The organism is Castellaniella sp., assembly GCF_041677825.1.
In the GTDB taxonomy this organism is placed as follows: domain Bacteria; phylum Pseudomonadota; class Gammaproteobacteria; order Burkholderiales; family Burkholderiaceae_B; genus Castellaniella.
The window spans coordinates 54713-66583 of sequence record NZ_JBAYPG010000009.1; the positions used below are offsets into that span (position 1 = coordinate 54713).

General features: G+C 63.7%; 13 protein-coding genes. 7 read left to right on the forward strand and 6 right to left on the reverse strand.

Translation table 11 applies throughout. The features are described from left to right. Nucleotides 1-49: 49 nt before the first annotated feature. The 4 genes from WCY17_RS05740 to WCY17_RS05755 all read right to left on the reverse strand — a co-directional run bounded on the left by WCY17_RS05740 (nucleotide 50) and on the right by WCY17_RS05755 (nucleotide 4305). Nucleotides 50-877: a MaoC family dehydratase N-terminal domain-containing protein gene (locus WCY17_RS05740; protein ID WP_372701253.1), complete on the reverse strand. Its 828-nt coding sequence runs from the start codon at nucleotides 875-877 to the stop codon at nucleotides 50-52. 65 nt (nucleotides 878-942) lie between these two features. Next, entirely contained in the window at nucleotides 943-2112 is a 1170-nt protein-coding gene (locus WCY17_RS05745) for a CaiB/BaiF CoA transferase family protein (protein WP_372701219.1), read from the reverse strand. A 13-nt stretch (nucleotides 2113-2125) separates the two neighbouring features. Beyond that, entirely contained in the window at nucleotides 2126-3286 is a 1161-nt protein-coding gene (locus WCY17_RS05750; RefSeq protein WP_372701220.1) for an acyl-CoA dehydrogenase family protein, read from the reverse strand. 95 nt (nucleotides 3287-3381) lie between these two features. Next, the gene (locus WCY17_RS05755; RefSeq protein ID WP_372701221.1) at nucleotides 3382-4305 is read right to left on the reverse strand and encodes a LysR substrate-binding domain-containing protein; all 924 of its coding nucleotides are present in this window, start codon (nucleotides 4303-4305) and stop codon (nucleotides 3382-3384) included. Nucleotides 4306-4413: 108 nt separating this feature from the next. Between WCY17_RS05755 and WCY17_RS05760 the strand changes: the two genes are divergently transcribed. The 4 genes from WCY17_RS05760 (at nucleotide 4414) to WCY17_RS05775 (ending at nucleotide 8725) form a co-directional block, all read left to right on the forward strand. Beyond that, nucleotides 4414-5763: an MmgE/PrpD family protein gene (locus WCY17_RS05760; RefSeq protein WP_372701222.1), complete on the forward strand. Its 1350-nt coding sequence runs from the start codon at nucleotides 4414-4416 to the stop codon at nucleotides 5761-5763. 120 nt (nucleotides 5764-5883) lie between these two features. Then, complete coding sequence (locus tag WCY17_RS05765) at nucleotides 5884-7413, forward strand: fumarate hydratase (RefSeq protein ID WP_372701223.1); 1530 nt, start codon at nucleotides 5884-5886, stop codon at nucleotides 7411-7413. A 24-nt stretch (nucleotides 7414-7437) separates the two neighbouring features. Beyond that, a complete protein-coding gene (locus WCY17_RS05770) occupies nucleotides 7438-8256 on the forward strand; it encodes a CoA ester lyase (RefSeq protein ID WP_372701224.1) in 819 nt (272 codons plus the stop codon). 31 nt (nucleotides 8257-8287) lie between these two features. Next, the gene (locus WCY17_RS05775; protein WP_372701225.1) at nucleotides 8288-8725 is read left to right on the forward strand and encodes a nucleoside deaminase; all 438 of its coding nucleotides are present in this window, start codon (nucleotides 8288-8290) and stop codon (nucleotides 8723-8725) included. Nucleotides 8726-8872: 147 nt separating this feature from the next. On the opposite strand, the gene WCY17_RS05780 is transcribed toward WCY17_RS05775, so the two are convergent. Further along, on the reverse strand, nucleotides 8873-9727 hold the full coding sequence (locus WCY17_RS05780) for an MBL fold metallo-hydrolase (protein WP_372701226.1): 855 nt from the start codon (nucleotides 9725-9727) through the stop codon (nucleotides 8873-8875). Nucleotides 9728-9863: 136 nt separating this feature from the next. Between WCY17_RS05780 and WCY17_RS05785 the strand changes: the two genes are divergently transcribed. Genes WCY17_RS05785 through WCY17_RS05795 form a run of 3 tightly spaced genes read left to right on the forward strand, consistent with a single transcriptional unit; the run spans nucleotide 9864 to nucleotide 11020 of the window. Continuing rightward, nucleotides 9864-10154: an ArsR/SmtB family transcription factor gene (locus WCY17_RS05785; RefSeq protein ID WP_372701227.1), complete on the forward strand. Its 291-nt coding sequence runs from the start codon at nucleotides 9864-9866 to the stop codon at nucleotides 10152-10154. Beyond that, nucleotides 10151-10585 (forward strand): YeeE/YedE family protein, encoded by a 435-nt coding sequence (locus tag WCY17_RS05790; protein WP_372701228.1) that lies wholly within the window; start codon nucleotides 10151-10153, stop codon nucleotides 10583-10585. The genes WCY17_RS05785 and WCY17_RS05790 overlap by 4 nt, the downstream gene beginning before the upstream one ends. Before the next feature lie 15 nt (nucleotides 10586-10600). Beyond that, nucleotides 10601-11020 carry a DUF6691 family protein gene (locus WCY17_RS05795; protein ID WP_372701229.1) on the forward strand — a complete coding sequence of 140 codons (420 nt, stop codon included), beginning with the start codon at nucleotides 10601-10603 and terminating at the stop codon, nucleotides 11018-11020. A gap of 67 nt (nucleotides 11021-11087) precedes the next feature. Here WCY17_RS05795 and WCY17_RS05800 read toward each other — a convergent pair whose 3' ends face one another. Next, complete coding sequence (locus WCY17_RS05800; protein ID WP_372701230.1) at nucleotides 11088-11870, reverse strand: SDR family oxidoreductase; 783 nt, start codon at nucleotides 11868-11870, stop codon at nucleotides 11088-11090. Nucleotide 11871: the final 1 nt, after the last annotated feature.

Here is an 11871-nt window from a genome sequence, read left to right on the forward strand (position 1 = left end):
TGCGTCGGGCGCACCGACCCGGTACGTCGGGCGTCGCATGGCTTCGGCTTCAGAATCCGATTTCACCCTGGTGCGCCAGGGTGCCGTCCTGCGCGGCCCACAGGTGGGCCTTGCCATCATCCAGCAGACGGCCACCGACCTCGAACGCGCTCGGTGCGATCAGCGGCCGCAAGCCCTGATAGGACAGGCTGCGTATGGTTGTGTCGGGGTTGGCCTGCTTGAATGCGCGCACCATCAGGGTGGCAATCAGGGGGCCGTGCACGACCAGGCCCGGATAGCCCTCGACGTCGCGGGCATAGGGCAGGTCATAGTGGATGCGGTGGCCATTGAAGGTGACGGCCGAATACCGGAACAGCATGACGGGATCGGGTTGTATCGTCTGCCTCCAGGCGCTTTCGGGGGCAGGCTGCGTACCCTGGAGCCGGGCTGCGGCGGGCGCCCGGTATACGATGTCCTGTTCTTCGCGGATGCAGACCAGGCCGTCCTGGCGGTATTCATGCTGCGCCGTCACGAAAGTCAGGGTGCCTGTGCGCCCCTGTTTTTCGGTGACCGAGGTGATCAAGGATGCCCGCTCGGCGGGTACCCCGATGCGCAGCGGCGCATGAAACTGCACACGGCCTCCGGCCCACATGCGGCGCCGGTTTTCCGCCGTCGGGGGCAGGGGGCCCCCTTGAACGGGATGGCCGTCGTGCCCCAGCAGGTCGTAGGGCTGGCCTGATACAAAAAACGCCCAGTGCCACAGCAGGGGCAGGCGCGGACCCAACTGCGCGGGGTCATCGCCTATGCTGAGTGCCACCCGGGCGGCATGCAATGCATCCAGGCTGTCGGTACAGGTGTCGGTATGGCCGATCCACGAAGTCAGGTCATTGTCGCGCATCACGTATTCTCCAGAATCAGGGTAGGTATAGGGGCCAGCCGGGGGGAGGGGGTCGAGAATCCGGATCAGCCGGGCACGGGCCGGGCCCTGCCGTCGGGACCCAGCCCCAGTTCGTTCAGGATGGCCTGGGTGTGCTCGCCCAGTGCCGGGATCGGGCCTATGTTGGCATCTGCTGCGGTACGGGCCCCGGGCGGCAACAAGGCCGGGAGATCGCCCGCCGGGCTGGTGACGGTCGTCCAGCGGCCACGGGCCTGCAACTGGGGATGATGCCACACCTGACGCATGTCGTTCACGTGCGCATTGGCAATGCCAGCGGCTTCGAGCCGCAGGATGACCTCATCGGCCGTGAGACTGGCGAAGGCTTCGATGATGAGTGCGCGCAGTTCGAGGCGTGCGGCGGAGCGCTTGAAGTTGTTGTCGAAGCGCGGATCGCTGGCCAGTGCGGGTTGCAACAGAACCTGATCGCAGAATGCGCGCCATTCACGTTCGTTCTGCAGGCCGAGCATGACGGTCTGGCCATCGCCGGCCGGGAAAGGGCCGTAGGGGTAGATGGTGGCATGTGCGGCCCCGCTGCGCGCCGGGGGCGGCGCGCCATCGTGGCTGTAGTAGAGTGGATAGGACATCCATTCGACCATGGCCTCGAGCATCGAGATTTCGATGTGTCGGCCCCGCCCCGTTTTGCCCCGTTCGATGAGGGCAGCCAGAATATTGCTGTAGGCATACATGCCCGCGGCAATGTCGGCAATCGAGCAGCCTGCCTTGGAGGGTTCGTCGGCGGTTCCGGTGACCGACAGAAAGCCCGATTCGCTCTGGATGAGCAGGTCGTATGCCTTGCGGTCGCGATAGGGGCCGTCGTTGCCATAGCCCGAGATGTCGCAGACGATCAGCCGCGGAAAGCGCTCATGCAGCGCCTCGTACGACAGCCCGAGGCGGGCTGCGGCGCCGGGGGCGAGGTTCTGTACCAGTACATCGGCCTTGTGCAGCAGGCGCTCGAGCACCGTGGGGGCGTGATCGGCTTTCAGATCGAGGGCCAGGCTTTCCTTGGCGCGGTTGACCCAGACGAAATGGGAGGACAGGCCCTTCACCCGCTGGTCGTAGCCGCGTGCAAAGTCGCCCGCCCCGGGGCGTTCGACCTTGATGACCCGCGCCCCCAGATCGGCCAGCTGGCGCGTGCAGAACGGCGCGGCGATCGCGTGTTCGAGGGTGACGACGATGAGGCCTTCGAGCGACAGCATGGGCATTCTCGCTTCAGAATGAGCGTGGCATGCCCAGCACGTGCTGGGCCACATAGGACAGGATCAGATTGGTCGAGATGGGCGCCACCTGGTAGAGGCGGGTCTCGCGAAATTTGCGCTCGATATCGTATTCGCACGCAAAGCCGAAGCCACCATGGGTCTGCAGACACGCATTGGCGGCCTCCCAGGAGGCATCAGCAGCCAGCAGCTTGGCCATGTTGGCCTGTGCACCGCAATCCTGGTGGGCATCGAAGCGCGCTGCGGCGTCGTAGCGCATGAGGCTGGCGGCCTCGACGTTGACCCAGGCCCGTGCGATGGGAAACTGCACACCCTGGTTCTGGCCTATGGGTCGATCGAAGACGATGCGTTCGCTGGCATACTTGCTGGCCCGGTCGACGAACCAGTAGCCGTCGCCTATGCATTCGGCAGCAATCAGGGTGCGTTCGGCATTCAGCCCGTCGAGGATGTAGCGAAAGCCCTTGCCTTCCTCGCCGATCAGGTTTTCTTCGGGAATCTCGAGGTTTTCGAAGAAGAGCTCGTTGGTTTCATGGTTGACCATGTTCAGGATGGGCCGAACGGTCAGCCCCTGGCCGATGGCGGTACGCAGGTCGACCATGAAGATCGACATGCCCGCGGACTTCTTCTTGACCTGTTCAAGCGGTGTGGTGCGCGCCAGGAGCACCATGAGGTCGGAGTGCTGGATGCGTGAGATCCAGACTTTCTGGCCATTGATGACGTAGCGGCCATCCTTCTTGACTGCGGTGGTCTTGATGCGCGTGGTGTCGGTGCCCGTGGTGGGCTCGGTCACGCCCATGGACTGCAGGCGCAATTCGCCGCTGGCAATCTTGGGCAGCCACTCGCGCTTCTGGCGCTCGGAGCCATGGCGCAACACCGTGCCCATGTTGTACATCTGGCCGTGGCAGGCCCCCGAATTGCCGCCCGAGCGGTTGATTTCTTCCATGATGACCGAAGCTTCGGTGAGCCCGAGGCCCGAGCCGCCGTATTCTTCGGGGATCAGCGCGGCCAGCCAGCCGGCCTGGGTCAGGGCCTCGACGAATTCCGCGGGATAGCCGCGCTGTTCGTCGACCTTGCGGAAATAGGCATCGCCAAACTGTGCGCACAAGTCGCGGATCGCTTCACGGATATCCTGGTGTCTGTGGGTGTCTTGGTGCATGGTATTCTTGGTGGGGCCTCGTCGCAAAGCTCAAGGGTGCGGCAATCCAGCAGGTACGACAATCTCTATTTCGCAAACGCAGGCTTTGATTGACATTAAGGTGTGTGCTGGGTCTGGCGCGCCACGGCGGCATCGGCCACCAGAAGATCGACCAGCTGGCGGGCAAACGCCGGCAATTCAGAGGCTTCTTGCACGCAGATATGCAGTTTGCGCAGCGCCCAGCCGTCTTCCAGGGCGAGTATGGCGATGGGCATGGAATCCGCGTAGCGTGATGCGGCAGATTCAGGGATCACGCCGATGCCCACCTGGGCGGCAATCAGGCGACAGCAGGTTTCGAAATTGCTGACCTCGACCCGCTTCTTGAGCAGTCGGCCCTGGTCTTCGGCCGCCTGCTGCAGGAAGGAATGGATGGCGCTGGCCTCGAACAGGCACACGAAATCATGATCGAGCAGGCTGGCGAAAAGATGCCGCCGCTGCCGGGCCAGTTCGTGGCGCGCATGGGTCACCAGCACCAGCCGGTCGGTGCGGTAGGGCAGGAAGCGGACACCCACGCCACCGCTGGCCTGGGCCGTCAGGCCGATGTCGGCCACGCCGTCGGCGACCGCGCGCACCACTTCGTGGCTGAGCCGTTCGCGCAGTTCGATGTTGACGTCCGGGTGGGCCACCAGATAGCGTTCGAGCGCGGTTGGCAGGAATTCATTCATCGCCGTGGTGTTGGCGTACACGCGTACCCGCCCCTTGATGCCGCTGGAAAACTCGCGCATGTCGCCCCGCAGGTGCTCGATCTGCCGCAGCACGATACGGGCATGCTTGACCAGTGCCTCGCCGGAGGGGGTCAGGCTGACCCCCTGGCTGGTACGGTACAGCAGCTGGGTGCCCAGGTAGGCTTCCATGTTCTTGACCCGATTGCTCGCCGCCGGCAATGACAGATGGCTGCGTTCGGCGCCTTTGGTCAGGCTCAGGGCACTGGCGACATGCACCATCAGCTGCATGTCGGTGAGATTGATGTGTGTTGCCATAGCGGCATTTCTCCTTTGGAATGCCGAAGCCGGCCCTAAGCAAACAAGAATAGGCAAACCGGGCTGGCCCATGCAGAATCCATGTAGATCAGATCGACAGGAGCACCCATGCAGGATCTCAGCGCAACCTTGTCCCGATTCGTGGCCAATCTGCAGTTCGATGATATCCCGGCACCCGTATTGCGGCGTACCGAAGATCTGCTGCTCGATTGCCTGGGCTCCATTTTAGCCGGAGCGGGGCAACGTCCCGTGCAATCCATGGCCCGGTATGCACGCGTCATGGGTCCGCAAGCGGGGCCCAGCGAAAACCTGGTCGATCGTACGGGCACGAGCCCGCTGTTTGCCGCGCTGGTCAATGCCGCCGCTGCGCACATGGTTGAACAGGATGACGTTCACAATGGCTCGGTGTTCCACCCGGCGGCCGTGGTCTTCCCACCCGCCCTGGCCACCGCCCAGGCCGCGGGGCGTTCAGGGCGCGATTTTCTGGTGGCCGCGGTGGCGGGCTATGAAGCGGGTATTCGCATCGGTGAATACCTGGGGCGCAGCCATTACAGGATTTTTCACACCACAGGAACGGCGGGTACCCTGGCGGCAGCCGTGGCCACGGGTCGTTTGCTCCATCTCGATGCACGCCAGATGCTCCATGCGCTGGGTTCCGCCGGTACGCAGGCTGCCGGCCTGTGGGAGTTCCTGCGCGACGGGGCGGACTCCAAGCAATTGCATACGGCCAAGGCTGCGGCCGATGGCCTCATGGCCGCATGGCTGGCCCGTGATGGCTTTACGGGCGCGAGCCATATCCTGGAAGGAAAGCAGGGCATGGCTGCGGGCATGTCCCGGGATGCCGACCCGGATCGTCTGGTGGATGGGCTGGGCAGCCGCTGGGCCGTGCTCGAGACCTCGTTCAAGTATCACGCGTCCTGTCGGCATACACATCCGGCCGCCGATGCCCTTTTGCAGGTGGTCATCGAGCATGATCTGTCCATCGATGACATCGAATCCGTGGTGGCCCACGTCCATCAGGGCGCCATCGACGTGCTGGGCCCGGTAGTGGCACCCGTCACCGTGCATCAGTCCAAGTTTTCCATGTCCACGGTGCTGGGGTTGATTGCCAAGCATCGCCAGGCGGGGCTGGCCGATTTCGATCGCGGCCTGAACGATCCGGACATCCGGGCCTTCGAGGCGCGTGTGCGCATGCAACTCGATCCCGAGGTCGACGCGGCCTATCCGGCTCGCTGGCTGGGGCGGGTCACCGTGCACACCCGTTCGGGGCAGACCTTTGTCGGGCGGGTCGACGTACCCAAGGGTGATCCTGGCAACACCTTGTCACGCCCCGAAATCGAGGACAAGGTGCGCCGTCTGGCGGCCGTGCAGAATGCGGTGTCCGAGGCCCAGGTCGAACACTTGATCACCCGCATCTGGGCGCTCGAAAACATGGCGGTGCTGAGCCATTTGCTTTGACGGGCGCTTTGCGCGTACCGTGCAGACAGGTGCTCCATCAAGTGCATCTGGCGGTCGCTCTGCCCTGACTGCGCTTCGCTGCCTTGACTCGCGCCTTTGCCCTGACTTTGCGCTTCTGCCATGACTACGCTCATTACCGAAGATCATCTGATTCAATCCATCCGCGATGCGGTGCAATACATCAGCATCTACCATCCGCTCGATTTCATCCAGCACCTGGCCCAGGCGCATGCGCTCGAGGAAAACCCGGCGGCGCGCGATGCAATGGCCCAGATCCTGACCAATTCGCGCCTGTGCGCCGAAGGCCACCGGCCCATCTGCCAGGATACGGGCATTGTGAATGTGTTCATGCGCGTCGGCATGGGGGTGCGCTTCGATACGGCCCGCAGCCTGCAGGCGCTGTGCGATGAGGGGGTGCGGCAAGGGTATCTGGATGCCGACAATCCCCTGCGGGCGTCGATGGTCGCCGACCCCCTGTTCGATCGCCGCAATACGGGTGACAACACGCCCTGTGTCCTGCACGTCGAACTGGTGCCGGGGCAGACGGTAGACATCGAAGTCGCCGCCAAGGGGGGCGGCTCCGAGAACAAGGCGCAATTTGCCATGCTCAACCCCAACCAGTCGCTCGAGGAATGGGTGTTGCAGACGGTACCGACGATGGGCGCGGGCTGGTGTCCGCCAGGCATGCTGGGCATCGGGGTGGGCGGCACCGCCGAAAAAGCCATGCTGCTGGCCAAGCAGGTGCTCATGGAACCCATCGACATGGCACAGTTGCGCGCCCGGGGTCCCCAGACGGCACTCGAAGCACTGCGCATCGATCTCTGCGACAAGGTCAATGCCCTGGGCATCGGGGCGCAGGGGCTGGGCGGGCTGAGCACGGTGCTCGATGTCAAGATTCGTACGTATCCCACCCATGCCGCGTCCAAGCCGGTTGCCATGATCCCCAATTGCGCCGCGACGCGTCATGTGCGTTTCGTGCTCGATGGGACCGGCCCGGCCGAACTGGACCCACCCTCGTTGTCCGAATGGCCCGACATGCACTGGGCGCCCGATTTCAAGTCGGCCCGCCGGGTCGATCTCGATACGCTCACCCGTGCGCAGCTGGCGTCCTGGAAACCGGGTGAGCGCCTGTTGCTGTCCGGGCGCATGCTGACCGGGCGCGATGCCGCCCATCAGCGCATCCACGACATGCTCGCGCGTGGCGAATCCCTGCCGGTCGATTTCCGCAATCGTGTGATCTATTACGTGGGGCCGGTGAAGGCGGTGCATGATGAAGTGGTCGGTCCGGCAGGTCCGACCACCGCCACGCGCATGGATGTGTACACTGACATGATGCTTGGCGAACTGGGGCTGCTGGCGATGGTGGGCAAGGCAGAAAGAGGCGCTCGGGCGACCGAATCCATCCGCCGTCATCAGGCGGCCTATCTCATCGCCGTGGGTGGGGCCGCCTACCTGGTCTCGAAGGCCATTCGCAGTGCGCGGGTGGTGGCTTTCGAAGACCTGGGGATGGAGGCGATTCACGAATTCGAAGTCCGCGACATGCCGGTCACGGTGGCCGTCGATGCGCGTGGCGAGTCCGTGCATCGCAGCGGGCCTCGCGAGTGGCAGCGGCGCATTGCGGCGCGCACACGGGTGCGTGCGCCGTCCTGAAATCATGATACCGGGGTGAATTCGATGGCAGTTTCCTTGATGCGCAGCGCGCTGTTCGTTCCGGCCACACGGCTCGACCGCGTGGCCAAGGCGTGGGCCAGTGGGGCCGATGCCGTCATTGTGGATCTCGAGGATGCGGTGGCAGCCGATGCCAAGGATGCCGCACGCGAGCAGCTTGCCGCCTACCTGGGCAGTGGCGCGCAAGCGGTCTGGGTGCGCATCAATGCCGGAGATACAGAATGGTTCGAGGCTGATCTGGCCGCTTGTCGGGGCCAGGCCGGCCTGGCGGGGCTGGTCCTGCCCAAGGCCGAGGATGATGCGGCCTTGCGCCAGGCGACGGCTGCGCAGCAGCCCGTGATGGCGCTTGTGGAAACCCCTGCGGGTGTCGATCAGCTCGATGCCATTGCCGCTGTACCGGGTGTCCAGCGCCTGTGCTTCGGCATTCTGGATTTCATGGAAGCGTTGGGCACCCGGCTGCATACGGCAGCCGCGCAGGCCGTTCTGCAGGCACTGCGCTTCAGGGTCCTGCTGGCAAGCCGCCGGCATGGGCTGGCCGATCCGCTCGACACGGTGTATCCTGATTTTTCCGATGCTGCGGGCCTGCAGTCCTTTGCCGAAGAGGCCCGTGACCTGGGCTTTGGCGGCATGCTGTGCATCCATCCGAAGCAGGTGCCGGTGGTGCATGCCGTGCATGCGGTGTCGGCCGCCGAACTGGCCTGGGCGCGCCGCGTGCTGGCACAGCACGAACAGACCGGTCTGCTGGCTTTCCAGCTCGATGGCCAGATGGTCGACCAGCCCGTCCTGTCGCGTGCCCGCCGCATCCTGGCCCGGTCGGGCACCTGAAGTCGGCAATTTTGCGCATTCGAGAGGCCACATGGACCCGTATCTGCAGGCAGCACTCGACGAGGCCCGACAGGGCCTGGCTGAAGGGGGCATCCCCATCGGCTCCGTATTGGTTCACAAGGGCCGGATCATCGGGCGCGGGCACAATCGCCGCGTACAGAGCGGCAGTGCCATTTTGCATGGCGAAATGGATGCGCTCGAAAATGCCGGCCGCCTGCCCGCACAGATCTATCGTGAATCCGTTCTCTATACCACCCTGTCACCTTGTGCGATGTGTACGGGGGCCATTCTGCTGTATCGCATTCCTCGTGTGATCATTGGCGAAAACCAGAGCTTCATGGGTGAAGAAGCCCTGTTGCGCGCGCGTGGCGTGCAGGTCGAAGTGCGCCAGGATGCGGCCTGCCATGCACTGATGCAGGGTTTCGTCCGGGCGCAGCCGGCGATCTGGAATGAAGACATCGGCGTCTGACCGGGCGCGCGGCAAACCACGTCCTTCCGGGCCTGGAAGAATGGCGCAGCCGGTGAAGCCGGCTTGTGATGGCCGGCTCGTGGCGCTGCAGCCTGATTCGTAGCCGGCCTGCAGAGCCGCGGCTTCATGCTGCGTCGAGCCAGATCTTCACAGTGTGTTGAGCGGGATCTTCAGGTAACGGGTGCCGTTGTCTTCGGCGGGTGGCAACTGGCCGGCGCGGATGTTCACCTGCAGGGATGGCAGGATCAGACGAGGCGGTGCCAGGGTGGCATCGCGCGCCTCGCGCATGGCGATGAATTCTGCCTCACTGACGCCATCGTGCACGTGGATGTTCTGTGCACGCTGTTCGGCCACCGTGCAGGCCCAGAGTGGATCGCGTCCCTCGGGAGGGTAGTCGTGGCAATGCATGAGCACCGTATTTTCGGGCAGCGCCAGCAGCTTGCGAATCGAACGGTACAGGGACTGCGCACTGCCACCAGGGAAATCCGCACGCGCCGTGCCGACATCCGGCATGAACAGTGTGTCGCCGACGAAGACCACGTCATCCACCTGAAAGGCCAGGTCGGCCGGGGTGTGACCCGGCACCCAGAGGATCTTCGCCGACAGGGTGCCGATATCGATCGTTTCACCTTCTTTCAGCAGCCGGTCGAACTGGCTGCCGTTGGGCAGGAATTCGCGATCGAGGTTGTAGAGTTTCTTGAAGATTTCCTGAACCTGCAGGATATGCTCACCAATGGCGATCTGGCCACCCAGGCGAGACTTCAGGTAGGCCGCAGCGGACAGGTGATCGGCATGGGCGTGGGTTTCGAGCAGCCACTGGACAGCCAGCTTCTCTTGGTTCACATAGTCGATGATCTGATCGGCCATGCGTGTGCTGGTGTGGCCGCTGGCCGGATCGTAGTCGAGCACGGGGTCGATGATGGCTGCATGCAGGCCGTCGTGCAGCACGTAGCTGATGGTGCCGGTGTCGGTGTCGAAGAACGCCTGGATGGTGCGTGGCATGGGAGTCACTCCTGGTGGCAGTCAATCTGTTGATTAATAATATATCATTCAATATAATATCGACAAATAGATGATTATTCAAGGTCTGTCCGGCACCGAAATGTCCGAAATACCCACCACCCTTCCAGCGCAGATCATGCGCCATACCGCTGTTGATGTCGTCGAAAAGCTCAAGATTCTGGCCAATCCCGATCGCCTGCTCATCCTGTGCCATCTGTCCCAGGGTGAATGCTGCGTGAGTGATCTCGAAGAAGCACTCGATATCCGGCAGCCGACCCTGTCGCAGCAACTGGCCGTGCTGCGCCACGATGGGGTGGTGCAGACCCGCCGTTCCGGCAAATACATCCACTATCGCGTGGCCGACGCCAATCTGCTTCAGGTGCTGGCATTGCTCTACACCCTGTATTGTCCAAAGGATGCATCATGACAATCGACTGGAATGCCTTCACACCCTGGTCCGCGCTGGGGGGCGGGGTTCTCATTGGCCTGGCGGCGGCGGTGTTTCTGCTCGTGAACGGGCGTATCGCGGGGATCAGCGGCGTCCTGGGGGGGCTGCTGCAGCCGCGCTCCGGAGATATCGGCTGGCGTCTGGCCTTCCTGATCGGCCTGCTGGTCACGCCACTGCTGTTCATGCTGGTGGGGCAGCCGCAGACGGTACCCATCGCGTCGGGCTACGGCGCCTTGATTCTGGCCGGGCTGCTGGTCGGCCTGGGAACGCGCCTGGGGTCGGGTTGTACCTCGGGGCACGGGGTATGCGGCATCTCGCGCCTGTCGCCACGGTCGCTGGTTGCCACGGCCCTGTTCATGCTGGCCGGCTTTGCCACGACCCTCGTTGTTCGTCATCTTCTGGGTATGTAAGCAAAGGGTCTTGCCATGTCTCTCTTCACAGCGCTGCTGGCCGGCGTCATCTTCGGTATCGGCCTCGTCATTTCAGGCATGATCTTCCCTGCCAAGGTCCTTGGTTTTCTGGATCTGGCCGGTCGCTGGGATCCATCGCTGGGTCTGGTCATGGTAGGTGCAATCGCCGCCGGTTCCGTGGCCTTTGCCATTGCACGCAAGCGTCCGCGCAGCGCGCTGGGTTTTGAGATCAAGTTGCCTGCCAACCGTCAGATCGATCGCCGGCTGATCGCCGGCAGCCTGCTGTTTGGCGTGGGTTGGGGCATCGCCGGCCTGTGCCCGGGCCCCGCGCTGGTGGATCTGGGCACGGGGCAGTTCAAGCCTGTGGTGTTCTTTGTCGCCCTGCTGCTGGGCATGGGCCTGTTCGAGTGGCTGAATCGCAGGTGGGGCGGCTGACTGTGCGCAACAGGCTGCCTGCATGAACCTGCAGCCGTTGCGTACAAACCCGGGAACTGGGCTGTCGTCAGGTCAGCGCCTGGGTGTGGCCATCGACTGCCAGGGCCTGGCCGGTGATGTTGACTGCCGCATCACTGGCCACGAACAGGGCCATGTTTGCAATGTCACGCGCAGTGACCATGCGCCCCAGCGAGGCCAGGTTGGTATAGGTGCTGGTCATCTGGTCGACCGGTACCCCAAATGTCTCGGCCTTGGCCTTGATCACGGCACGGATGCGGTCGCCATCGACCGCACCGGGCAGGATGGCATTCACCCGTATGCCCGATTTGCCGAGTTCGATGGCCAGTGTCTTGGTGAAACCCACGACGGCCCATTTCGAGGCGGAATAGGGCGCGCGACCTGCAAAGCCCAGATGGCCTGCAGCCGACGAGAGGTTGATGATCACGCCCGCTGCCGATGCCTTCAACAGCGGGACCGCCAGACGTACGCACAGGAACTGGCCGGTGATGTTCACCGCCAGGGTGCGATCCCAGTCCTTCTTGCTCAGGGTCTCGACAAAGCCGGTCGGGCCGGCGATGCCGGCATTGTTGATGAGGACGTCCAGCCCCCCCATCTGTGCCGTGACCTGGTCGAACAGGCGGGCCACGCTGGCCTCGTCGGCCACATCGGCGACCATGGTCCAGATCCCCGGAATCTCGGCATGCGCCTTCTCGAGCGCCTTTTCATCGACATCGCAAATGAAGACCTGGGCCCCCGTGGAAGAAAACAGCCGCGCCATTTCGAGACCCAGGCCACTGGCCCCGGCCGTGATCAGAACCTTGCGCCCCTGCATGCAGGTTTTATCGAACATC